This window comes from Undibacterium sp. Di27W, from assembly GCF_049340345.1.
Classification (GTDB): domain Bacteria; phylum Pseudomonadota; class Gammaproteobacteria; order Burkholderiales; family Burkholderiaceae_D; genus Undibacterium.
In genome coordinates this window covers 178,269-202,532 of record NZ_JBMPOS010000004.1, presented here as the reverse complement: position 1 = coordinate 202,532, position 24,264 = coordinate 178,269, and the positions used below count along the sequence as shown (strand labels likewise).

Sequence of the window (24,264 nt, the reverse complement as noted above, 5' to 3'; positions counted from 1 at the left end):
AACATGACTGCACTGAAAATCGCTGTGGCCGGAACATCCGGTCGTATGGGCAAGATGCTGGTCGAAGCGATCAGCAATGCGGATGATATGGTCCTGGTAGGCGCGCTGGACGTGCCTGCCTCACCAGCCCTGGGTACGGATGCAGCTGCTGGCCTGGGTAAGCCATCTGGCGTCAGTATCACGGCTGACCTGGCTGCTGGCCTGGACAATGCGGATTACCTGATTGATTTCACCCGTCCTGAAGGCACGCTCAAGCATCTGGAGTATTGTGCTGCGCATGGCATCAAACTCATCATAGGCACGACAGGTTTTGACGAGGCTGGCAAGGCAGCGATTGCCGCTGCCGCAGAAAAGACAGCCATCATGTTTGCCCCCAACATGAGTGTGGGCGTGAATGTGACTATGAAATTGCTGGAAATGGCAGCCAAAAGCTTTGCCGAGGGCTATGACATAGAAATCGTCGAAGCCCATCATCGCTTCAAAGTCGATGCTCCTTCCGGTACTGCCCTGAAAATGGGTGAAGTCATTGCTGATGCCCTGGGTCGTGACCTCAATGAAGTGGGCGTGTTTGCCCGCGAAGGCGTGACTGGTGAGCGCGATCCATCCTCCATCGGTTTTGCCACTATCCGTGGTGGTGACATCGTCGGTGATCATACGGTCTTGTTTGCAGGCATAGGTGAACGTGTGGAAATCAGCCACAAGTCTTCCAGCCGCGTGACCTACGCCCATGGTAGCCTGCGTGCCGCTCGTTTCTTGCAGACCAAATCTACTGGCTTGTTTGATATGTATGATGTGCTGGGTTTTCGTTAATCAGTCTTCAATAGTAAAAAACAGTACAAAACAGTACAAAATAGTACAAAGATAAACCCTACATGAATTCTGCAATTGCACATTATTGGGAGCAGGCCGATGCCATGGGGCATCTGGTTGGCTGGCTATTATTGCTTATGTCAGTACTCAGCTGGACGCTGATACTGATGAAGGCCTGGAGTTTCTGGCGCATCCGCAAGGCCGCACCTGCCTTGCGTTCTTTCTGGCGTGCCCCTAGCCTGGCGGATGCCTTGTCATCCCTGCGCCAGGTGGATCAGTCCAGTGTGTTTATCAGCCTGGCTGATGCAGCACATGCTGCCAGTGACACTGCGCAGCGTAGCACTACCCTGTCTGCTAATGCCGGTGTCAGTGAAATCCTGACACGCAGCCTGCGCCAGGAGTTGCAGGGGCTGACAGTCAAACTGGAAACCGGCCTGAGTTTTCTGGCTTCGGTTGGCGCAACCGCACCTTTCGTGGGTTTGCTGGGAACGGTATGGGGTATTTACCGCGCCCTGACTGCCATCTCGTCCAATGGGGTAGTACAAATCGACCAACTGGCCGGGCCAGTGGGTGAGGCCTTGATCATGACGGCCCTGGGTTTGCTGGTGGCAATACCTGCCGTACTGGCCTATAACGGCTTTAACCGCATCAACCGCATTACCGTGGCTGAGCTGGATGGTTTTGCCTTTGACTTGCATGCACATATGAGCAAGACATGAGCAAGTCCTGATATCTTGCTGACTAGATAATACTCAGATGACATTCGGTCAATTCCATACACCACGCGAATCTTCTTCCCGCCCTTTGACTTCCATGGCGGATATCAATGTCACGCCCATGGTCGACGTGATGCTGGTCTTGCTGGTCATCTTCATCATCGCCGCCCCCTTCATGACGCATGCGGTCAAGCTGGACTTGCCACAGGCGCAGGCAGAAGCCGCGCCAGAACAGGCTGATACCGTACGCATCTCTTTTGATGCGGATGGCATCCTGTACTGGAATAATCAGGTATTGGCGATGGCAGAGCTGGAGGCCAAACTGGCTGCGCAGGCGAAAAAGAACAAGCAGGCCGAGATACAGCTGCGTGCTGACAAGGCTACCCGTTATGAAATTATCGCCAGAGTCATGGCGGCGGCTCAATCCCAGGGACTGGCCAAAATCTCTTTTGTCACTGACAGCAAGCAAGCTAAAAAGCCTTGATCATCCAGGCGCTTGAAAAAGTGCTGATGTCCTCGTTAAACCATGCTCCCGGCCTTGGTCAGTAAGGCTTTCCTCAATAATGCGCCTGAACCAGTTATAATCAAAGGTTCTGAGTCATTTTCGCTTCCACTTCTGCTTACGCCATGCAAGAAAAATACACGCCCTCTGACGTCGAACAATCGGCGCAATCCCATTGGAAAAAGATCGATGCCTATACGGCAGTAGAAAATAATCCACGTTTCCCTAAAGGCAAGTATTACGCTTGCTCCATGCTGCCTTACCCATCTGGTAAGCTGCACATGGGCCACGTGCGCAATTACACGATCAATGACATGCTGGCGCGCCAGCTACGCATGAAGGGCTATAACGTACTCATGCCTATGGGCTGGGATGCATTTGGCCTGCCAGCAGAAAATGCGGCGATTGCCTATAAAAAGTCGCCAGCAGAATGGACTTACGCGAATATTGAAGACATGAAGTCGCAAATGCAGCCCCTGGGCCTGGCATTTGACTGGAAGCGTGAAGTCGCTACCTGCGACCCAGATTACTATCGCTGGAACCAGTGGCTGTTCCTGAAGATGCTGGAAAAAGGCGTGGCCTATAAAAAAACCCAGGTCGTCAACTGGGACCCTATCGATCAAACCGTGCTGGCGAATGAGCAGGTTATCGATGGCCGCGGCTGGCGCTCTGGTGCCCTTGTCGAAAAACGTGAAATCCCTGGCTACTACTTTGGCATCACCCAATATGCAGACGAGTTGCTGAACAGCATCGATGATCTGGATGGCTGGCCTGAGCAAGTACGTACCATGCAGCGCAACTGGATAGGCAAGAGTGAAGGCGTGCGCTTTGCTTTCCCACACCAGATCGCTGATGAAACTGGCGCACTGGTACAAGACGGCAAGATGTATGTGTTCACTACCCGTCCTGACACCATCATGGGCGTGACTTTCTGCGCAGTAGCGGCAGAACATCCTATCGCCACGCTGGCAGCAAAGAATAATGCAGCACTGGCAGCCTTCATCGAAGTCTGCAAAGCTGGTGGCACGACAGAAGCCGAAATGGCGACCAAGGAAAAAGAGGGCATGCCTACTGGCCTCTTCGTTACTCACCCCCTGACTGGCGAACAAGTCGAAGTCTGGGTTGGTAACTATGTCCTCATGACCTATGGCGATGGCGCAGTCATGGGCGTGCCTGCGCATGATGAACGCGATTTTGCGTTCGCGAAAAAATACAATATCGCCATCAAGCAAGTCGTAGCGATTGAAGGCGAAAGCTTCACGACGGATGCCTGGGCAGAATCCTATGGCGACAAACAGCGTGGCGTCACCGTCAATTCTGGCAAATATGATGGCCTGAGTTTCAAAGCCACGGTTGATGCAGTGGCTAATGACCTTGTTGGTAAAGGTCTGGGCGAAAAGAAAACCACCTGGCGCTTGCGTGACTGGGGTATTTCCCGTCAACGCTACTGGGGTACACCTATCCCTATCATCCACTGCGCAAGCTGCGGTGATGTGCCTGTGCCATATGAAGATTTGCCAGTGGTATTGCCTACCGACTGCATTCCTGATGGTTCTGGCAATCCATTGAAACACCGTGAAGATTTCCTGAATGTGCCTTGCCCTAAATGCGGCAGCCCGGCACAGCGTGAAACCGACACCATGGATACCTTCGTTGATTCCAGCTGGTATTTCATGCGTTATACCTGCCCTGATGCAACCACCATGGTGGATGAGCGCAATGACTACTGGATGGCGATGGACCAGTACATCGGTGGTGTAGAACATGCGGTTTTGCATTTGCTGTATGCACGTTTCTGGACCAAGGCCATGCGTGACCTGGGCCTGGTCAAGATAGACGAGCCTTTCAAAAACCTGTTCACCCAGGGCATGTTGCTCAACGAGTCTTACTATCGTGAAGATGTCAGTGGCAAGAAAATCTGGTTCTATCCGAATGAAATCGAAGTCCAGCATGATGACAAGGGGCGTCCAATTTCTGCCTTGCTGAAAAGCGATGGCCAGCCTGTGCAAATGGGTGGCATAGAAAAGATGTCCAAGTCCAAGAACAATGTGGTCGAACCGAAAGACATTATCGAACAGTTCGGTGCCGATACAGCACGCCTGTTCACCATGTTTGCCGGTCCTCCAGATCAAAGTGCGGCATGGAGCAATAGCGGTGTAGAAGGTGCATCGCGTTACCTGCGCCGCCTGTGGGCTTCTGCCTTGAAACTGTCTGGCACGATTGCTGCCGGTACAGCTGTGCCTGTTGCCTATGCCAATGAAGTCAAGGCCCTGCGTCGCGAAGTGCATCTGACACTGAAGCAGATCGATGCCGATTATGAGCGCCTGCAATACAACACGGTAGTCTCTGGTGCCATGAAGTTGTTGAATACCATAGAGTCCTTCAAGTCAGAAGCCGAAGGCAGTGCCGCAGCTTTGCGCGAAGCTTTCAGCATCTTGCTGCGTGGCCTGTATCCGGTATGTCCGCATATTACTCACGTCCTGTGGCAGGAACTGGGCCTGGCAGCAGAACTTGGTGAAATCATTGATGCACCTTGGCCAATCGTCGATGAAGCCGCCCTGGTGCAAGATGAAATCGAGCTCATGGTACAAGTCAATGGCAAACTGCGCGGCAGCATCAAGGTTGCCAAGGATGCTGACAAGGCGACCATAGAAGCGACGGCGCTGGCGAATGAAAGTGTGCAAAAGTTTATCGAAGGCGCACCGAAAAAAGTCATCATCGTGCCTGGCAAACTGGTCAATATCGTTGCCTGAAGATCGTTGTTGAAAATCAGTTTAAAAGTTTAATCGCCGTATTCGTATTCGTATTGGTAACAGGGAAAACCGCATGCAAGCAAATTATGTAAAGCGTCTGCAATGGCTGGCAGCCATCATGTCCATCATGTTGTTGTCGGCTTGTGGTTTTGCCCTGCGTGGCCCGGTGGCGCTGCCATTCAAGAGTATCTTTATAGGCTTGCCCGAGGCTTCATCCCTGGGTGGCGAATTGCGCCGCCAGATCCGTGCCAATGGCCAAACCCAGATCGCATCTGACGCCAAGGAGGCGCAGGTGATATTGGATGTGCTGGCAGAAACCAGGGATAAGCAAATCCTGTCCCTGAACAGCCAGGGCCGTGTGCGTGAATACAATTTGATCTACAACTTCCGTTTCCGTGTTCGCAACAACGCAGGTAAGGAATATCTGGAACCGGTAGACATACAGCTCAAGCGTAATATCAGCTTTAATGAAACCCAGGTATTGGCGAAAGAGGCAGAAGAAGTCTTGCTGTACCGTGATATGCAAAGTGACCTGGTGCAGCAAATCATGCGTCGCCTGGCTGTTATAAAGATGGACGACTGATATGCAATTACGCTTCGATGCCCTTGATGGCCATCTGGCGAAAACACTGGCGCCACTGTATGTGATCACCAGTGATGAGCATTTGCTGGCGCTGGAAGCGGCAGACAAGATACGCCGTACAGCAAAATCGCAGGGCTTTTACGAGCGCGAGATATTGACGGTGGAACGCAGCTTCAAATGGGGCGCCTTGCTGGCAGCGAACCAGTCGCAATCCCTGTTTGGCGATAAAAAACTCATAGACTTGCGCATCCCTACCGGCAAACCCGGCAAGGATGGTGGCCAGGCCTTGCAGGATTATGTAGCAAATCTGTCGCCTGATAATCTGACTTTGATCACCTTGCCCAAGCTGGACTGGGCTACGCAAAAAGCCGCCTGGGTAGGCAGCTTGCAGCAAAGCGCGGTGTATATTGATATCCCGCTGGTAGAGCGCAATCAACTGCCGGGCTGGATCAGTATGCGCCTGTCCTTGCAGCAGCAAAGTGCAGACCGGCAAAGTCTGGATTTTATTGCCGACAGGGTAGAGGGCAATTTGCTGGCAGCTCATCAGGAAATTCAGAAACTGGCCTTGCTGCATCCACCCGGCAAACTGAGTTTTGAACAAATCCATGATGCCGTGCTGAATGTCGCGCGCTATGATGTCTTCAAGCTCAATGAAGCCATGCTGGCTGGTGATGTCGCCAGACTGGTGCGCATGTTGAATGGTTTGAAAGGCGAGGGCGAAGCACTGCCGCTGGTTTTGTGGGCCATGGCAGAAGAGATACGCACCTTGCTGAAACTGAAGTCGGGCATGGCGCAGGGCAGGCCCTTGTCAGCCTTGCTGAAAGAATACCGCATCTGGGGCCCGCGAGAAAAACTCATGGACCCCGCCTTGCGCCGCGTCAGCCTGGCAAATTTGCGGGCTGCACTGCAAGAGGCATCGCAGGTCGACAAGATGGTAAAAGGTTTACGAGCGAAGGCATTTGCAGGTGATCCCTGGGATGCTTTATTACAATTGGGTTTGAGAGTGGCAAAAGCGGCATAACTGCAGTTTGGCCCGCACCTGATACTGATAGCAAGCGGTTTATCAAACCGGAAATTGAATTCCCTCGCCACCTTGCTGGTGGCTGATCAACGAATATGAGAACCAGACGTTCTCTGAATGACGATATGGATATCAAGCACTACATGAATGACCTCGGCGTCCGTGCCCGCGCAGCATCGCGCGCCATGGCCAAAGCCGACACCGCCGCCAAGAACAAGGCCCTGTCCCTGATCGCTGTCGCCATCAGGCGTGAGGCTGCTGCCTTGCGCGCCGCCAATGAGCTGGACCTGGCTGCAGCAAAGGCAGCGGGTATGGAAGCCGCCATGCTGGACCGGCTGACCCTGTCCGACAAGGCGATAGCCACCATGGCTGAAGGCCTGGAGCAGATCGTCAGTTTGGCCGACCCTATTGGTGAAATCTCGAACATGAAATACCGCCCCACCGGCATACAGGTAGGGCAAATGCGCGTGCCACTAGGTGTTATCGGCATCATTTATGAGGCACGCCCGAATGTGACGGTAGATGCGGCTGGCCTGTGCATCAAGAGTGGCAATGCGACCATATTGCGCGGCGGATCTGAAGCCATCCATTGCAACCAGGCCCTGGCGAAACTGGTTAAGGAAGGTCTGGCTGGTGCCGGTTTACCTGCTGACGCAGTACAGATCGTCGAGACTACCGACCGCGCTGCCGTTGGCGAGTTGATCACCATGCCGCTGTATGTCGATGTCATCGTCCCGCGTGGCGGCAAGGGCTTGATTGCGCGTTTGATACAAGAAGCCACTGTACCCATGATCAAGCATCTCGATGGTATCTGTCATGTGTATATTGATGACAAGGCTGACCTCAAAAAAGCCGTAGACGTGGCATTCAATGCCAAGTGCCACCGTTATGGTACCTGCAACACCATGGAAACCTTGCTGGTCGCGCAAGGCATCGCCGCGCAAGTCTTACCAACATTGGCTGAGCTGTACGCAGGCAAGCAGGTGGAATTACGTTGCGATGAAGCCGCCGCTGCAATACTGGCAGGCTATCCGCATCTGGTGAAAGCCACGGCAGAAGACTGGAGCACAGAATACCTGGCTCCCATCCTGGCCATCAAGCTAGTGGCTGATCTGGATGAGGCCATTACGCATATCAATGATTATTCATCCAAACATACAGAATCCATCATTACAGAAGACTATAGCCGCGCCCTGCGTTTCTTGCGCGAAGTCGATTCCGCCTCGGTGATGGTGAATGCTTCCACCCGTTTTGCTGACGGTTTTGAATATGGCCTGGGTGCAGAGATAGGCATCTCGAATGACAAGCTGCATGCACGCGGCCCGGTAGGTCTGGAAGGGCTGACTTCGATGAAGTATGTAGTCTTTGGCCATGGTGAAGTGCGCCAATAAAAAGAAAGAGCAATATGGGTTTTTATCCTTGGGTTAAAGTTTTCCACATCCTGTTCGTCACATCCTGGTTCGCCGGTCTGTTTTATATGCCGCGCATCCTGGTCAACCTGGCGATGGAAAATCATCCACCCACGACAGAACGCCTGTTGCTGATGGCGCGCAAGCTGTATCGTTTCATGACCATATTGGCAGTGCTGGCCTTGATCTTCGGTCTGTTGCTTTGGCTAGGCTATGGTATAGGCAAGGGGCCAGGTAATGGCTGGTTGCATGCCAAACTGACTTTGGTCATCTTGCTGATAGGCTATCACCACGCCTGTGGCAGCTTGCTGAAAAAGTTTGAGAAGGGTGTTAACCAGCGCAGCCATGTCTGGTTCCGCTGGTTTAATGAAGTGCCGGTGATTTTGTTGCTGGCGATATTGATCTTGGTAGTCGTCAAACCTTTCTAGGTTTGACGAGGTTTCAAAGTATGGTTGATCTGGAGTGCAGAACTCCAGGCCAGCCATTGGCGGTGAAAATTCACCATCGTTTTTTTTAACGGATAAAGGGTACACCTATGACGCGTTATTCTTATTTTTGCCCATGCCCACGCGGCCTGGAAATAGCCCTGGCTGAAGAGCTCGGTGAAATTGCAGCCCTGGATAAAACCATGACTGTCCACAATCAGGTGCCGGGCGGTGTGCATTGTTCAGGCAGCATGCATGATGGCTGGCGTATCAATTTGCATTCACGCATAGCCTCACGCGTGCTGATGCGTATGGCGCATTCTGGCTATACCAATGAAAATGATATTTATGACCTGGTGCTGGATCAGCCCTGGGAAGACTGGTTTGGCTATCACCACACTATCCGTGTCGATGTCACGGCCGTCAAATCACCTTTGAAGAGCCTGGACTTTGCCACCCTCAAAATCAAGGATGCGATCTGTGACCGCTTCCGCGACCAGTTTACCCAGCGCCCGTCGGTCAATACCAAGAACCCTGACATGCGCATCGTCGGTTTCATGGACGCACGCAATTTCACGGTATATCTGGATATCTCAGGCGAGCCTTTGTTCAAGCGTGGCTGGCGTCTGGAAACCGGTGACGCGCCCTTGCGTGAAAATCTGGCAGCAGGCTTGCTGCGTACCGCAGGCTGGAAGCCGGGCACACCCTTGTTTGACCCCATGTGCGGTTCCGGCACTATCCTTATTGAAGCCGCGCAAATCCTGGCAGGCATACCACCTGGCCTGAAGCGTGAATTTGCGTTCGAAAAAATGCATCAGTTCGACGCTGATGCCTGGGCACAGATCAAGGCCAGCGCCAAACCACATCCTCTGCCTGCAGAGCCAACGATTTTCGGTAGCGATATTTCTGGCGACATGATCGTCATGACGCGCAATAACCTGAACAAGGCTGGCATACGTTTTGACGTGCCACTGAAGCAGATAGAAGCGCAGGAAATCAAGGCACCAACGACAGAGCCAGGCATCTTGCTGACCAACCCACCTTACGGTGAACGTATCGGTGTGCGAGGTGACAGCTCGATGGAAGATGATGACATGGCCAAAGATTTCTTCAGTGCCTTCAGTACCACGCTCAAGCAGCGCTTTGCTGGCTGGAGTGTGTTCCTGTTCACGGCTGATCTGGGCCTGCCCAAGATGTTGCGCCTGAAAGAATCGCGCAAGACCCCATTCTTCAATGGCGCACTGGAATGCCGTTTGTTCCGCTTTGACATGGTGGCAGGCTTTAATCGCAGGGAAGAAGCCAAACCTAAAGATATCGCTGAATAATTTTCATGCTGTTGCTTTAAGTTGCTATAGCTTACAGAAAAACGGCCAGGTCCCAGCAGACCTGGCCGTTTTGCTTTAGGCTTGAGGCTTCATTTCAAGATTCTGCAAGGAGATGTAGTCATGGCACTGGAATCAACCGCCAAACAACTGAATTTAAAAGACCCATCCTTATTACGCGACCAGGCCTATATCAATGGCGAGTGGCTCGCAGGTACGGCCAGTTTTGAAGTGAATAATCCTTCCACGCTGGCAATCTTGGGTACGGTACCCAACCTGGACGCCAGCCATACCGAAGCCGCCATCAAGGCTGCGCAAGTTGCCTTCCCACTGTGGGCTGCAAAAACTGGCAAAGAGCGGGCGATTGTCATGCGCAAATGGTTTGACCTGATGATAGAGAATGCCGACGACCTGGCCGCCATCATGACGGCAGAGCAGGGCAAGCCACTGGCTGAGGCCAAGGGTGAAGTCATCTACGGTGCCAGCTTCATAGAATGGTTTGCGGAAGAAGCCAAACGCGTTTCCGGCGATGTCATGGCATCCACCTGGAGCGATAAGCGCATGGTGGTCTTGAAGCAGCCTATCGGCGTCTGCGCTTCCATCACACCATGGAATTTCCCTATCGCCATGATTACGCGCAAGGTGGCGCCTGCGGTTGCGGCTGGTTGCTCTATCGTCATCAAGCCTGCCGAGCAAACGCCTTTGTCGGCGCTGGCCATGGCAGAACTGGCACACAGGGCTGGCATACCGGCAGGCATCATCAATATCGTCACGGCTGACTCCGAGCAATCCATTGCTGTCGGCAAGGTCTTGTGCGACAGCCCTGTAGTCAGGCATTTGTCCTTTACAGGGTCAACACCGGTAGGTCGCATCCTGATGCGGCAATCTGCCCAGACAGTCAAAAAGCTGGCGCTGGAACTGGGCGGTCATGCTCCCTTCATCGTGTTTGAAGATGCTGACCTGGATGCTGCCGTCGAAGGTGCGCTGCAATCAAAATTCCGCAATTCTGGCCAGACCTGTGTCTGTACCAATCGCTTTTATGCACATGAATCGATTTACGATGCCTTTGTAGCAAAACTCTCCGCCGGCGCTAAAAAAATCAGGGTGGGTGATGGCTTTGGGGCTGGTATCAATCAGGGGCCGATGATCGATGCGCAAGCAGTCGCCAAGGTAGAAGAACATGTGGCCGATGCCTTGAAGCAAGGTGCAAGATTGCAGGCTGGTGGCAAATTGCTGGAAGCGGGCAAACTTTTTTATGAACCAACGGTGCTGTCGAATGTCACATCCGGTATGTTAATCATGAATGAAGAGACCTTTGGCCCGGTGGCCGCAGTCGTCAAGTTCAAGACGGAAGAAGAAGCCATTGCTGCGGCGAATAATACTGACTTTGGCCTTGCCTCTTACTTTTATTCACGCGACATAGGTCGTGTCTGGCGGGTTGCTGAAAAACTGGAATACGGCATGGTGGGCATCAATACCGGCCTGATCTCGAATGAAGTAGCACCGTTTGGCGGCGTCAAACAATCCGGCCTGGGGCGTGAGGGTTCCAAATATGGCATGGATGAATATCTGGAAATGAAGTACCTTTGTATGGGTGGCATCTGAGAGGAGAGGGGCTGAATAAGTGCTCACTCCTGTCTTGATCTTTAAGCCGCCCAATGTGTAGTCCCATGCCTGCCAGTTTGTCTGGCAGGTATAAAAACTGAATTTGCCCATGTCCTCTGCATCCAAGATCAGCAATGCTGGCCTGGCGACCTTACTGGCTGCCCTGGCCATGCTTGGTCCATTCTCCATCGATACTTATCTCCCAGCTTTCCCCAATATCCAGGCGACCCTGCATACTAGTGCGCTGGAAGTGCAGCAGACGCTGACAGCCTATATGCTGTCGTTTGCCGTCATGACCCTATGGCATGGGGCTTTGTCAGACGCTTTTGGGCGGCGCAATGTGATTTTGGTGGCACTGGCGGTGTTTGCCGTCGCCAGCTTTGGTTGTGCTTCCGTACATAGCATTCATTACCTGTGGGGTTTCCGCATCCTGCAAGGCGTGTCGGCTGGTGCAGGCATGGTCGTGGGGCGTGCCATCATTCGTGATCTTTATGCGGGGGCAGCAGCTGAGCGCTTGCTGTCGCTGGTGACCATGATTTTCTCTATTGCCCCTGCGATTGCCCCAATACTGGGCGGCTGGATAGTCAGTTTTCTGAGCTGGCGGGCAATTTTTCTTTTATTGTTTGGCTATACCGTGCTCTTGTGGTGGGCTTGTTATAAGCGTTTGCCCGAGTCTTTACCGCTGGACAAGCGTCAACCCTTCAGTGCTGAGTTTTTGTGGGAAAGTTATAAAAATGTATTCAAGTCTCCCTTATTTCACTTGAAGGCGGGCACCATAGCTTTTAATTTTGCGGGTCTTTTCCTGTATGTGTCGGCCGCACCTGCTTTTATTACCCAGCACTTGCATCTGGGGCCAGATCAGTTCGGCTGGCAGTTTGTGCCCTCGGTGGGAGGTATATTCTTTGGTGCGCTGGCCGCCAATCGCCTGGCAGGTAAGATGACGGTATGGAAACAGGTCAGCATAGGGTTTTGCTTCCTGATAGGCGCATCCCTGTTCAATGTCGTCTTTCACTACTTTTCTCCGCCGATACTCTTGTGGTCGGTGACCCCCTTGTTTTTTTATACTTTTGGCATGTCACTGGTTGCGCCGGGAGCGACCTTGCTAGTACTGGATTTATTTCCTAATATAAGAGGCATCGTCGCTTCCTGCCAGTCTGCGACGGTGACTTTGCTGGGTGCTGTTATTGCGGGCATCGTTGCGCCAGCACTGGATCATTCTGTTTTGACACTGGCATTAGGTCAATTTGCCTGTGCTGGCATAGGTGCAATTCTGTGGTACACAGGGCGCGCTTACTGGCGTGCGATGACCGCACAAAAGCAAAATGCCTGGGAAACGATAGGGTGACAGTGTGAAGAATAGTCAATCTAAATTTTCCTGAATGCAAGAGAGTAAATAAATTTCAAGTCAGTTACTTGAAATACTTTTAGCCAACCCTATATAATTGGTGCTTTGCAACAATGGACTAAAATCAAGCTTGTCAGCAGCTTTCTCAGATTTTGTGTACTATTCGTTCCGCATATGCAAATAAGATATCCATCGTGTCTTTATTTTGCGAACTTATTTAAAGTGTAGCTTTCTAAACACATTGAATTCATCAAGTTGTCACTTTCCACAGGTATCGTGCCGCTTGTCATTGGATCTCTTGCTGATTCAAGGCTGTAAAACACCTGTGCTTCTGTTTTTACCGTGCTTGATGATGTTGGTAAAAACTTAACATTCATTTTTGGATACATGATAATGAAAAAATCAATTTTCGCACTCGCTCTGTTGGGTGCTTTCTCTGGCGCGGCTTTCGCACAATCTACAGTAACTATCTACGGTCTGGTTGATGTTGGCTTCCAAAGCCTGGACAACGGTACACCAGCTGGCCGTTTCAACAGACTGCAAAGCGGCCAAGAAGCGGGTTCCCGCCTTGGTTTCAAAGGCGTTGAAGATCTGGGCGGCGGTTTGAAAGCAAACTTCGTTCTGGAACAAGGTATCTTGGTTGACACAGGCGAATCCGATCAAGGCCGTACTTTCGGTCGTCGTTCCACAGTTGGTCTGTCTGGCGATTTCGGTGCAGTTGATTTCGGTCGTGACAAGTCTCCAACTCTGAAATACTTCGACAATTTTGATCCGTTTGGTTCCGCTCTGGTTAACAACGGCACAGGCGTTCGCGCACTGTACTTCGTTGGTGGCTCTGCTACTGTTGCTGGCGTTAATGCTAACTCCACAGGCCGCGTAAGCAATTCCGTTTTCTATTACACACCAGGTAACCTGAGTGGTTTCTCTGCTGCTGCCCAATACGGTTTCGGCGAAGCAGCCGGCGACAACTCTGCTGGTCGTTCCCTGGGTCTGACTCTGGGTTACAAAGTTGACGCTCTGGAAGTTGGTTTCAACTACCTGAAAGACAACGCACAAGACGCTAAACTGTTCACAAATGCCAAAAAAGGTATTTCTGTTGCAGCATCTTATGACTTCGGCGTTGCCAAGCCAGTATTCATCTATCAAAAAACGACAGATGATCTGACTCTGGATAAAAAAGCCTTCACAGTGGCAGTGACAGTTCCAGTTGATGCAAACAGCAAAGTATTCGCTGGTTTCACACAATTGAAAAACTCCACACCATTCAATGCAATTAGCCAAGTTGGCGATGCAAAACAATTCGCTATCGCTTACAACTACTCTTTGTCCAAGCGTACTGATCTGTACACAGCATTCGCTCGTTTGACACAAGATGCAAATTCCAGAGAGCAACTCGCAGCTACTGCTGTTAGTGGTACTTCTGTAAAAGAATTGACTGCTGGCGTACGTCACCAGTTCTAATTCTATGAAGGACTAGTCCCTTCATGTGAGAAAAAAGAGTGCTCTTTATGAGCACTCTTTTTTTTGTCCCTGAGACTAAGAATCTGTTTTGTCTGCGCAGACCTTGTCATTCTGCATGGTGAAAACGTGGAATTGGCTTTGCAGCAGCATGCTGCCGTATATTCCTGACAGTCTAGTCTGGGCTTTGTTACAATGGGTGTATATATTGTTTCTGGGCTTTAACATGAAAACCATGAATAGATCTGCAGGCTTGCTGATATCTTTGATGCTGACAGTGACTCAATTTGCGATTGCGCAAACACCTGCCAAGGCTGATGCGCCGCCTCCACCCAAATTGGAAAAGCTGGAAGAAGTCGCTGACCCGCAAGGTATCTCCGTCAGTAAGCCTGAGCCCAAGAACAAGCAAATGGAAAAGCGTAGTAATGGTGGCAAGGTAACTGAAGTCCAGGTCAAGTCTGGCAAAAGCAACTACACAGTCAAAGCCAACCCGGAAGTCGGTAATGCACCCAAGGGAACGGTACAGGGCGATGCCAATCGCGCCGCACAATGGACCATCCTGGAATTTGGCGGCAAAAAAGAAGTCAAGGAGGGTAATCCCCCTGATGTATTGGCACCTGCACCGGCAAAATCAGCCGCCTCTGCCAGCGCTGCTGCTTCCAAGTAAGTATTCACTTTAGCTCTTATCTTTAATTGACATGGCAGTTTTTACACCGGTAAGTCTGGAAGACCTTGGTCCCTGGATGCAGCAATTCCCTTTGGGCAGGGCTTTGAGTATCAAAGGCATCGCTTCAGGCATAGAAAATAGTAATTTCTTCATCAATACAGAAGCAGGTGAGTTCGTATTGACGATATTTGAAAACCTGAATTTTGAGCAACTGCCGTTTTATCTGAAGTTGATGCGCCATCTGGCCGATCATGGTGTCTTGGTGCCAGCACCTATCGCCAATGATCAAGCGGAGTTAGTGACCACTCTGCACGGCAAGCCTGCTGCGATAGTCAGCAAACTGGAAGGCAAGTCGCAAATGGAGCCTCAGGCGGTGCATTGTGCTGCGGTTGGGGCTATGCTGGCGCGCATGCATATGGCTGGCAAGGATTTCACTATAGCGCAACCTAACCTGCGCTCGCTGGACTGGTGGCATGAGACCACGCCCAAGGTCTTGCCTTTCCTGTCTGATGAGCTGCAGCATCTGTTGCGTGCTGAAGTACATTTCCAGGATGCTTTTGACAGCACGCCGATTTACAAGGCCTTGCCGCGTGGCCCTGTACATGCTGACTTGTTCCGTAATAACGTCATGTTTGATGGTGAACGCCTGACTGGTTTTTTCGATTTCTATTTTGCCGGTTGTGACACCTGGTTGTTTGATGTGGCAGTGACCGTCAATGACTGGTGTATTGAGGTGGCAACGGGTGTGCTTGATGAAGAGCGAGTGCTTGCTTTATTGAATGCCTATCATGCTGTGCGCCCTTTTAGTGCGGAAGAGGCCATCGCATGGCCAGTGATGCTGCGTGCTGCCGCGCTGCGTTTCTGGTTATCGCGCCTGTATGATTTCTATCAGCCGCGCGATGCAGAAATGCTGACACCACATGATCCTGCGCATTTCGAGCGCATCCTGCGTTTACGTGAATCTGGCGAGGTAAGGCCTTTGCCTCAGGTATGATAAATTCTGTCAAGGCACTGTCCGGCTGGACATGGATAACACAAGGCGCAGCATTGTTTCGTCGGCGACCGCTTGAACTGTCTGTCATATTCTTTACCTATATTTTTTTGAATATGGCTTCGTGCGTGCTGCCATTTTTGCCTTTACTGCTGGCTCCCGCCTTTTCTATCGGATTTTTACAGGCAGTACGCACGGTTGATCTGGGCGGCGTGGTCTCGCCTAATCTCTTGTTTTTTGGTTTTCGCTCTCGGGTTTTGCCTAAGCTCTTGCTGCTTGGCGCGCTTAATTTTATTGGCTTTCTTATTGCCGAAATGATCGCTTCTGCAGTAGACGGCGGAGCTTTGCGTGCCTTTGTGAAGGCGACAATAGCAACAGGTGGCAAGTTGGCGACCGAACCTCCTGATTTCTCTCTTTGGGAAAACGTATTCTTCCTGGCCTATCTCCCTACCATCGTCGCACTATGGTATGCGGCGCCGCTGGTCGTCTGGCAAAAAATGTCTGCTCCCAAGGCTGTGTTTTTCAGCTTCTTCAGTGCATTGCGAATATGGCCGACTTTTGTTGTTTTTATACTGTCATGGCTGGGCTTGAGAATGTTATCGGGCCTGCTCATTAATCTGATTGGCAGCATTCTGGGTAATGACTTGATGCTGACGGTCATCGCCTTCCCAATTTCCATAATGCTGATTGTGGTTATGTATTGTTCTTTCTACCCGGCTTACACAGATGTATTTGGTAAGCCGGATGACGAAGATTAACCCGCTGCCTGATGTTCTGAGGCCAGGTCCAGGTCTTCAATAATTTCAAAGCTATGCGTCATCACCGCAGTTTTTTCCAGCATGATGGAAGCTGAGCAGTATTTTTCATGTGACAGCTTGATGGCGCGCTCTACCAGATTCGCTTTTAACTGGCGGCCACGTACGACAAAGTGGAAATTGATTTTTGTGAACACTTTGGGCTCAGTGTCCGCACGTTCTGCTGTCAGCTTGACGTCACAGCCTCGAATATCCTGTTTGCCCTTGCGCAAAATCAACACCACATCATAGGCAGAACAGCCACCCGTGCCCAGTAACACCATCTCCATGGGGCGCGGTGCCAGGTTACGACCACCACCGTCAGGTGCGCCATCCATTAAGACGGCGTGACCGGAACCGGTCTCTGCCAGAAAAGACATGCCGGATGAACCCGTCCAGCGTACTGTAGCTTCCATACTTATACCCTCGCGTTATCAAAGAAAATACCATCTGCAAATTGTAGCCTATTGCGCAGAATCGTAAAATTTTACGCAACAAACTGTAAATTACCTTGCACTGCACAATTTCTTATCCTATTATTGACTCATCGGTTAGTTAATAGCAAGTCTGTCAACTAGCCTCGCAATTGTCTCCTCCACCTACTCCTTTGGTGGATTCAACCCGAAGCCAGTCTTCGGGTTTTTTTTGCCAGCGTCTCTGCAAAATTTCCACATGCTTTCCACAAAGCCTGCACAAAAATTAAACAATCCTTGCACTAAGTCTTTGAAAATACTATAATTTCCGACTCCCTGATCGCCCAAGGGAGAAGTGATAAGGACGAGTCTGCTGAAATAAATGGCAGAACCACCAAAAACACAGAATATTGAGGGCGTTTTTAACTTTTATTAGGATTCAACATGAAAACCTTTTCCGCTAAGGGCCATGAGGTTCAGCGCGACTGGTTCGTGATTGACGCGACAGATAAAGTACTCGGACGTGTTGCCAGCGAAGTGGCACTCCGTTTACGCGGCAAACATAAACCAGAATTTACACCACACGTAGACACAGGCGATTTTATCGTTGTTGTTAACGCAGGCAAACTGCGCGTGACTGGTACTAAAGCTCTGAACAAAACATACTACCGTCACACTGGTTATCCAGGCGGTATCTATGAAACAAATTTCCAGAAAATGCAAGAGCGTTTTCCAGGTCGTGCACTCGAGAAAGCTGTTAAAGGCATGTTGCCTAAAGGCCCACTCGGCTATGCAATGATCAAGAAGCTGAAAGTCTATGCAGATGCAACACATCCGCACGCAGCTCAGCAACCACAAGTACTCGACATCTAAGGATTAGCCATGATCGGTAATTACAACTACGGAACTGGCCGTCGCAAGAGCGCAGTTGCTCGCGTATTCCTGAAATCCGGCAGCGGCAAGATCGTTGTCAACGGCAAACCAGCAAACGAGTATTTCTCTCGTGAAACTGGCCTGATGGTCATCCGTCAACCACTGGAACTGACTAATAATCTCGAAACATTCGACATTATGGTTAACGTTCACGGCGGCGGCGAATCCGGCCAATCCGGTGCTGTTCGTCACGGTATCACTCGTGCTCTGATCGACTACGATGCAGCTTTGAAGCCTGAATTGTCAAAAGCTGGTTTCGTTACTCGTGATGCTCGCGAAGTTGAACGTAAAAAAGTTGGTCTGCGCAAAGCACGTCGCGCAAAACAATTCTCCAAGCGTTAATTTTTTATCGCTGTACGGAATTGCTACAAAAAAGCCGCCTGCAAGGGCGGCTTTTTTGCTTTGGAGCATGTAACGAGTTTTTTCAGCAGCAACGACACAGACTCTTATACTGCTAGAATAGCGTCAAAATTTCTTGCAAGGAAAGCATATGATCAAAATTGGCATCGTAGGTGGCACTGGATATACCGGGGTAGAATTATTGCGCATATTGGCCACCCATCCTGAAGCGCACATCACGGCAATTACTTCCCGTAAGGAAGATGGCTTGCCGGTTTCTGACATGTATCCTTCCCTGCGTGGCCGCGTCGATATCGCTTTTTCTGCGCCTGACAAAGCCAATCTCAAAGAGTGCGATGTGGTCTTCTTCGCTACTCCACATGGCGTCGCCATGGCACAGGCTCCTGAACTGCTGGCTGCCGGCGTCAAAGTCATCGACCTGGCAGCAGACTTCCGCATGAAGAATGTGGCTGAATTTGAAAAATGGTATGCCATCCCGCACACCTGTACAGACGTACTGGAAGAAGCCGTCTATGGCTTGCCAGAACTGAACCGTGAAGCCATTAAAACTGCCAGAGTGGTTGGCAACCCAGGTTGCTATCCAACCACCATGCAACTGGGTTTTGCACCTCTGCTGAAGGCTGGCATCATCGATGCGGGCAATCTCATCGCTGATTGCAAATCCGGCGTCTCCGGTGCTGGCCGCAAGGCTGAACTTGGTCTCTTGTTCTCGGAGACCAATGACTCCTTCAAAGCCTATAGTGTTTCCGGCCACAGGCATCATCCAGAGACCATAGAGCAATTGCAGCGCATCAGCAAAGACCAGGTGGGCTTGTTGTTCACGCCACATCTGGTGCCTATGATACGTGGCATGCATTCCACGCTGTATGCGCGCCTGAACACAGAAATCAGTAACGAAGACTTGCAAGCCCTGTTTGAAAACGCCTATAAGGACGAGGTCTTTGTCGATGTATTGCCATTTGGCTCGCATCCTGAGACGCGTTCCACCCGCGCTTCCAATATGTTGCGCCTGGCTTTACACAGACCAAACAATGGCAACACGCTGGTCATACTGGTCGTGCAAGACAATTTGGTGAAAGGTGCATCCGGCCAGGCAGTGCAGTGCATGAACTTGATGTTCGGCCTGGAAGAAAGTACAGGCTTGATGCACGTACCGGTCATGCCTTAAGCCCAGGCCATGCCTAAGTCACGTCTGACCCCCAAGCGCTTTCTGGCGCCAAAAATGACGATTACCCATGAAAGATCATGGCCATTCAAGGTGGCCGTGGCGGGTATCGTCATCGGTATCGCTGCTGGCGTCGCCTGGTGGACTTATGATCTGGGCAAGAGTTTTGCCTTTGGGTCTAAAATCAGCGCCGAGCAAGTGGAAGAGCTGAAAACAAAAATAAGTGAGTTGACGGTGGAGCGCGACAAGCTGTCGCTGGCCGCCAATACCATAGAGAGTACAGTCAATATAGACAAATCCACGCAAAAGCAGCTGACTGACCAGGTCAAGGCTTTGACCGCGGAAAATATCAAGCTCAAGGATGACCTGGCTTTTTTTGAAAGCCTGACACCCTCTGCCGTCGGTGCTGAGGGGATTTCATTGCAAAATTTCAAAGTGGAAATCTTGAGCCCAGGCCAACTACGTTATAGGGCATTGGTCATGCAGGGCGGCAAGACAGGGCGGGATTTCACTGGAGAAATGCAATTCAGCTTGAACTTGGTACAAGTTGGTAAACCTGCTACGATGCTGTTTCCCGATCCTAAGTCGGGCGATGCCGGAAAGCTAAAATTATCATTCCGGCATTATCAAAGACTGGAAGGTACGATTACCTTGCCAGAGGGAGCGACGGTTAAAGGTGTGCAGGCCAGGGTATTATCCAATGGCCAAGTCCGTGCTCAGCAAACGGTCAATTTATAAACCACGTAAAGAAACTGCTGCAATTGCTAAAATAGCATTCCTCATCTGCTGCGGGTTCTGGCTCATTTCCTCAAAAGGGAGTAAGAATGTTTAATCGAAAAACCAAAAACACCATAGATAGCCTGATAGGTACTACTACCGTCATTCAGGGCGATTTGCATTTCAAGGGTGGCTTGCGCATAGATGGCCATATCCGCGGCAATGTTGTCGCTGATCTGGAAGCATCCAGCATGCTGGTGATTTCTGAGCAGGCAAAAATCGATGGTGAAGTCCGCGCCGCCCACATCGTGGTCAATGGCGTCATCAATGGACCAGTATTTTCGTCAGAATTGCTTGAATTACAGCCAAAAGCACAAATATTTGGTGATGTGCACTACAAAACACTGGAAATGCTGAGTGGTGCCGTGGTCTCTGGCAAGCTTAGCCATGACCTGGCACAAGAACCTGTCTTGAAACTCGCAGCGAACAATGCATAGATTTCCTTGCGGGTCTATAATGATGGTAAATAGTCTGAAGGAGTAATTATGAACGCTGTTGCCGAAATGCCCGCACCCATTGTTTTCACTGAAAGCGCCGCTGCTAAAGTAGCTCAGCTGATTGAAGAAGAGGGTAATCCTGACCTGAAACTGCGCGTCTTCGTGCAAGGTGGCGGTTGCTCAGGTTTTCAGTATGGTTTCACATTTGATGAAATCACCAATGAAGATGATACGACCATGACCAAGAATGGCGTCCATTTGCTGATCGATTCCATGAGCTACCAGTATCTGGTAGGCGCAGAGATCGATTACAAGGATGACCTCGAAGGCGCACAGTTCGTCATCAAGAACCCGAATGCAACAACTACTTGTGGTTGTGGTTCTTCATTCTCAGCATAATCATCGTTGATTTGTCTGAAAAAGGACGCTGCGGCGTCCTTTTTGCTTATTCACCTGTTACAAACATTTAATGTTGATAAATTGCTTATCCATGGGTTTGCTGTAAGAATTCGTCTTTAATTTGTGATCAACCAGCAAATCGTATGTTCATGAAAAATAAATTAGCCTTGTTCTTGATGACCATCATATTGGCAACAACGGCCACCGTGTTCGCAGGCGAAGGCGAGTTGAGCAAATCAGAGCGCCGCCAGTACAACGCCATGCTCAAAGCGATTGATGGCAATGACGCCGCCACAGTCGAAAAACTCATCAAGGACAAGATCAAACTGGACTTGCAAGAGGACAGCCGTGCTGCACCCACCTTCATGACGCAGGCCGCATTGAAGGGTAACAATGACATTGTCCAGGCCTTACTGAAAGCGGGTGCCAGTATAGAGTCTACCAATGGCGATGGGCATACACCTTTATTCTGCGCCGTGATGTCAGATAAGCTGGAAACAGTCCAGCTTTTGATCAGCAAAAAAGCTGATGTGAATGCCACCGCACCTAATGGTGATACGCCTTTGTCTTGGGCTAAGGGCGTAGCCAGGCCGAACAAGAAAATGATAGATGTATTGGTGAAGGCTGGGGCTAAATAAACTATTCTTCTGTATTGTTCCCTCGGGACCCTTCTTGACGAGGGGTGTTGCATGCAGCGCTTCTACAAGCAGCAATGAAAAGTATTTGCGGCAATTTCTGAGAACAATTCATCACAAGACATGGAAAGCTGATTACACTCCTTGAATCAACAGGAGCCAGCATGGAAGCATCACTCGCCATATCTTCACGCCAGCAAGACCTTGTGCGCGCACTGCGCCAGCACTTGCCTGCGCATTGCATTTTGTATGATGAAGAAGATACCCGCCCCTACGAATGTGACGGCCTGGCTGCCTATCGCCAGTTACCCATGGTAGTGACCCTGCCAGAGAATGAAAGCCAGGTCATCAGCATCATCAATATCTGCCGGGAAAAGCGGGTAGCCATCGTTCCGCGCGGTGCAGGTACTGGTTTGTCTGGTGGTGCCATGCCGATTGCTGATGGCCTGGTGCTGTCAACCGCCAAGCTCAATAAGATCATCAAGGTCGATGCTTATGCCCGTACTGCCGTGGTACAGCCAGGCGTGCGTAATCTGGCGATTTCTGAAGCGGTCGCTGCCCATGGTTTGTACTACGCACCTGACCCATCCTCACAAATCGCCTGCACCATAGGCGGCAATGTGGCAGAAAATTCTGGCGGTGTGCATTGTCTCAAATATGGCCTTACCGTACACAATGTCATGGCGGTACGCGCCATCACCATGGAGGGTGAAGTCATAGAACTGGGCGGCGGTGCGCTGGATGCACCCGGCCTGGATTTGCTGGCGGTGTTCATAGGCTCTGAAGGCATGCTTGGAGTCGTCACTGAAGTGACAGTTAAACTTATTCCCAAGCCGCAAACGGCACGCGTCATCATGGCTTCGTTTGATGATGTAGTCAAAGGCGGCAATGCGGTGGCCAGCGTGATTGCCGCAGGCATCATCCCCGCCGGACTAGAGATGATGGACAAGACCTCTTCACGCATGGTCGAACCCTTTGTGCAGGCGGGCTATGACACCGATGCCGAGGCTATTTTGCTTTGTGAATCAGATGGCACCATAGAAGAAGTAGAAGAAGAAATCGCCCGCATGAGCGCCGTGCTCGAGCAGGCAGGTGCTACCGCACTGGCAGTATCCACAACCGAAGCAGAACGCCTGCGTTTCTGGTCTGGTCGCAAGAATGCTTTTCCCGCTGCTGGCCGGATCTCGCCCGATTATTACTGCATGGATGGCACGATCCCGCGCAAGCATCTGGCGCAAGTCCTGATCGGCATCACTGCCATGGAAGAAAAATATGGCCTGCGTTGCGCCAATGTCTTTCATGCTGGTGATGGCAACTTGCACCCATTGATTTTATTTGATGCAAACAAAGAAGGTGAGTTTCATAGGGCCGAGGAATTTGGTGCCGAGATACTGGAGCTATGCGTCAAGGTCGGTGGCACGATTACCGGCGAACATGGTGTAGGCATAGAAAAAATCAATTCCATGTGCGTACAGTTTTCCAGTGAAGAGATTACTGCTTTCCTCGCCTTGAAGCGGGCTTTTGATCCTGCGGCCTTGCTGAATCCGGATAAAGCCATACCTACCTTGCATCGCTGTGCCGAATATGGTCGCATGCATGTGAAAAGAGGCAGTTTGAAGTTCCCTGATTTGCCGCGTTTTTAAAGACAGAGGCTAGACTTAATTGGACGATGGCATGCAAACGACCTTAGATAATTTTCGTGAACGCATATTGGCAGCAAGCGCCAGCGGCACGGCTGTGCAGATACAGGGCGGTGGCAGCAAGCACTGGTATGGGCAGGAAGTGCAGGGTGAGTTGCTGGATACCCGCGCCTATAGCGGCATCCTGGCATATGACCCGACTGAGCTGGTACTGACCGCCCGCAGCGGTACGTCACTGACAGAAATAGAAACCGCTCTGGCAGCACAAAACCAGATGCTGGCATTCGAGCCGCCGCACTTTGGTACTACCGCCACCATAGGCGGTGTCGTGGCTGCAGGCTTGTCTGGCCCACGGCGGCCAGCCGTAGGTAGCGTGCGTGATTTCGTACTCGGTGTCAGCCTCATGAATGGGCAGGGGCAAATACTGGAATTTGGTGGCCAGGTCATGAAGAATGTTGCTGGCTATGATGTCTCGCGCTTGCTCACAGGTTCCATGGGCTGCCTGGGTTTGCTGCTGGATATTTCCGTCAAGGTCTTGCCACGTCCCTTTGCAGAAACCACCCTGGTGTTTGCGCTATCAGAAGCGGATGCACTGACGCGCTTGAATCAGTGGGCAGGTCAGGCCTTGCCCATCTCTGCCAGTTGCTGGCATGTAGGCCGTTTGATGTTACGCCTGTCTGGCGCAGAGGCCGCAGTGCGGGCTGCCAAGGCCAGACTGGGTGGTGAAGAAATGCAGGATGCCACGGCCTTCTGGACAGCTTTGCGTGAGCAGACCCTGGATTTTTTCCAGCAGGAAGAAGAACACGGTTTATGGCGCTTGTCACTGCCATCTACCAGTCCGTCCTTGAAGCTGACTGGCAAATCCATGATCGAATGGGGCGGGGCGCAGCGCTGGCTCTACAGTACAGAAAAACCAGAGTTGATACGCCTGACTGCGCTGGCTGCCGGTGGCCATGCGAGTTTGTTTCGTGGTGGTGACAAGAGCATAGGGGTGTTTGCTCCCTTGTCGGTACCCATAGAAAAAATACACAGACGCCTGAAGAATACTTTTGACCCTGCCGGTATATTCAATACCGGTCGCATGTACAAAGGCTGGTAAAGATA

General features: G+C 51.1%; 25 protein-coding genes. 24 read left to right on the top strand and 1 reads right to left on the bottom strand.

From position 1 onward, the window contains the following. Positions 1–3: 3 nt before the first annotated feature. The 15 genes from dapB to ACO0LF_RS10475 all read left to right on the top strand — a co-directional run bounded on the left by dapB (position 4) and on the right by ACO0LF_RS10475 (position 16,365). Positions 4–810: a 4-hydroxy-tetrahydrodipicolinate reductase gene (gene dapB, locus ACO0LF_RS10545; protein ID WP_423014056.1), complete on the top strand. Its 807-nt coding sequence runs from the start codon at positions 4–6 to the stop codon at positions 808–810. 62 nt (positions 811–872) lie between these two features. Then, on the top strand, positions 873–1,529 hold the full coding sequence (locus ACO0LF_RS10540; RefSeq protein ID WP_423014055.1) for a MotA/TolQ/ExbB proton channel family protein: 657 nt from the start codon (positions 873–875) through the stop codon (positions 1,527–1,529). A gap of 37 nt (positions 1,530–1,566) precedes the next feature. Beyond that, entirely contained in the window at positions 1,567–2,010 is a 444-nt protein-coding gene (locus ACO0LF_RS10535) for an ExbD/TolR family protein (protein ID WP_423014054.1), read from the top strand. 143 nt (positions 2,011–2,153) lie between these two features. Beyond that, positions 2,154–4,781: a leucine--tRNA ligase gene (gene leuS, locus ACO0LF_RS10530; protein WP_423014053.1), complete on the top strand. Its 2,628-nt coding sequence runs from the start codon at positions 2,154–2,156 to the stop codon at positions 4,779–4,781. Positions 4,782–4,854: 73 nt separating this feature from the next. Further along, positions 4,855–5,364, top strand: coding sequence for an LPS assembly lipoprotein LptE (gene lptE / locus ACO0LF_RS10525; RefSeq protein WP_423001966.1), 510 nt, complete (start codon positions 4,855–4,857; stop codon positions 5,362–5,364). A 1-nt stretch (position 5,365) separates the two neighbouring features. Continuing rightward, on the top strand, positions 5,366–6,385 hold the full coding sequence (gene holA / locus ACO0LF_RS10520) for a DNA polymerase III subunit delta (protein ID WP_423001967.1): 1,020 nt from the start codon (positions 5,366–5,368) through the stop codon (positions 6,383–6,385). A 125-nt stretch (positions 6,386–6,510) separates the two neighbouring features. Beyond that, the gene (locus ACO0LF_RS10515; protein ID WP_423014222.1) at positions 6,511–7,776 is read left to right on the top strand and encodes a glutamate-5-semialdehyde dehydrogenase; all 1,266 of its coding nucleotides are present in this window, start codon (positions 6,511–6,513) and stop codon (positions 7,774–7,776) included. A gap of 14 nt (positions 7,777–7,790) precedes the next feature. Then, positions 7,791–8,222 carry a CopD family protein gene (locus ACO0LF_RS10510; RefSeq protein WP_423014052.1) on the top strand — a complete coding sequence of 144 codons (432 nt, stop codon included), beginning with the start codon at positions 7,791–7,793 and terminating at the stop codon, positions 8,220–8,222. 107 nt (positions 8,223–8,329) lie between these two features. Continuing rightward, positions 8,330–9,544, top strand: coding sequence for a THUMP domain-containing class I SAM-dependent RNA methyltransferase (locus ACO0LF_RS10505; RefSeq protein WP_423014051.1), 1,215 nt, complete (start codon positions 8,330–8,332; stop codon positions 9,542–9,544). A 120-nt stretch (positions 9,545–9,664) separates the two neighbouring features. After that, entirely contained in the window at positions 9,665–11,146 is a 1,482-nt protein-coding gene (locus ACO0LF_RS10500) for an NAD-dependent succinate-semialdehyde dehydrogenase (protein WP_423014050.1), read from the top strand. A gap of 109 nt (positions 11,147–11,255) precedes the next feature. Next, positions 11,256–12,491, top strand: coding sequence for a multidrug effflux MFS transporter (locus ACO0LF_RS10495; RefSeq protein WP_423014049.1), 1,236 nt, complete (start codon positions 11,256–11,258; stop codon positions 12,489–12,491). Positions 12,492–12,833: 342 nt separating this feature from the next. Beyond that, positions 12,834–13,952 (top strand): porin, encoded by a 1,119-nt coding sequence (locus ACO0LF_RS10490; protein ID WP_423014048.1) that lies wholly within the window; start codon positions 12,834–12,836, stop codon positions 13,950–13,952. 232 nt (positions 13,953–14,184) lie between these two features. Beyond that, a complete protein-coding gene (locus ACO0LF_RS10485) occupies positions 14,185–14,616 on the top strand; it encodes a hypothetical protein (protein ID WP_423014047.1) in 432 nt (143 codons plus the stop codon). A 31-nt stretch (positions 14,617–14,647) separates the two neighbouring features. Further along, a complete protein-coding gene (locus ACO0LF_RS10480) occupies positions 14,648–15,610 on the top strand; it encodes a homoserine kinase (protein WP_423014046.1) in 963 nt (320 codons plus the stop codon). Next, positions 15,607–16,365: a BPSS1780 family membrane protein gene (locus ACO0LF_RS10475; RefSeq protein ID WP_423014045.1), complete on the top strand. Its 759-nt coding sequence runs from the start codon at positions 15,607–15,609 to the stop codon at positions 16,363–16,365. The genes ACO0LF_RS10480 and ACO0LF_RS10475 overlap by 4 nt, the downstream gene beginning before the upstream one ends. Here ACO0LF_RS10475 and ACO0LF_RS10470 read toward each other — a convergent pair. Beyond that, positions 16,362–16,817, bottom strand: a complete 456-nt coding sequence (locus tag ACO0LF_RS10470) for an OsmC family protein (RefSeq protein WP_423014044.1) — start codon at positions 16,815–16,817, stop codon at positions 16,362–16,364. The two genes, ACO0LF_RS10475 and ACO0LF_RS10470, sit on opposite strands and share 4 nt — an antisense overlap. Before the next feature lie 441 nt (positions 16,818–17,258). Here ACO0LF_RS10470 and rplM point away from each other — a divergent pair, with 441 nt between their 5' ends. The 9 genes from rplM (at position 17,259) to glcE (ending at position 24,259) form a co-directional block, all read left to right on the top strand. After that, positions 17,259–17,687 (top strand): 50S ribosomal protein L13, encoded by a 429-nt coding sequence (gene rplM, locus ACO0LF_RS10465; protein WP_110255178.1) that lies wholly within the window; start codon positions 17,259–17,261, stop codon positions 17,685–17,687. A gap of 9 nt (positions 17,688–17,696) precedes the next feature. Further along, the gene (gene rpsI, locus ACO0LF_RS10460; RefSeq protein ID WP_110255177.1) at positions 17,697–18,089 is read left to right on the top strand and encodes a 30S ribosomal protein S9; all 393 of its coding nucleotides are present in this window, start codon (positions 17,697–17,699) and stop codon (positions 18,087–18,089) included. 148 nt (positions 18,090–18,237) lie between these two features. After that, on the top strand, positions 18,238–19,275 hold the full coding sequence (argC, locus tag ACO0LF_RS10455) for an N-acetyl-gamma-glutamyl-phosphate reductase (RefSeq protein WP_423014043.1): 1,038 nt from the start codon (positions 18,238–18,240) through the stop codon (positions 19,273–19,275). Positions 19,276–19,284: 9 nt separating this feature from the next. Beyond that, the gene (locus ACO0LF_RS10450) at positions 19,285–20,010 is read left to right on the top strand and encodes a DUF6776 family protein (RefSeq protein WP_423014042.1); all 726 of its coding nucleotides are present in this window, start codon (positions 19,285–19,287) and stop codon (positions 20,008–20,010) included. An 86-nt stretch (positions 20,011–20,096) separates the two neighbouring features. Beyond that, on the top strand, positions 20,097–20,486 hold the full coding sequence (locus tag ACO0LF_RS10445; protein WP_423001978.1) for a bactofilin family protein: 390 nt from the start codon (positions 20,097–20,099) through the stop codon (positions 20,484–20,486). A 48-nt stretch (positions 20,487–20,534) separates the two neighbouring features. After that, positions 20,535–20,885 (top strand): iron-sulfur cluster insertion protein ErpA, encoded by a 351-nt coding sequence (gene erpA / locus ACO0LF_RS10440; RefSeq protein WP_110255173.1) that lies wholly within the window; start codon positions 20,535–20,537, stop codon positions 20,883–20,885. A 149-nt stretch (positions 20,886–21,034) separates the two neighbouring features. Continuing rightward, a complete protein-coding gene (locus ACO0LF_RS10435) occupies positions 21,035–21,523 on the top strand; it encodes an ankyrin repeat domain-containing protein (RefSeq protein WP_423014041.1) in 489 nt (162 codons plus the stop codon). A 161-nt stretch (positions 21,524–21,684) separates the two neighbouring features. Continuing rightward, positions 21,685–23,163 (top strand): FAD-linked oxidase C-terminal domain-containing protein, encoded by a 1,479-nt coding sequence (locus tag ACO0LF_RS10430; RefSeq protein ID WP_423014040.1) that lies wholly within the window; start codon positions 21,685–21,687, stop codon positions 23,161–23,163. Positions 23,164–23,194: 31 nt separating this feature from the next. After that, a complete protein-coding gene (glcE, locus tag ACO0LF_RS10425; RefSeq protein WP_423014039.1) occupies positions 23,195–24,259 on the top strand; it encodes a glycolate oxidase subunit GlcE in 1,065 nt (354 codons plus the stop codon). The last annotated feature ends 5 nt before the right edge of the window (positions 24,260–24,264 follow it).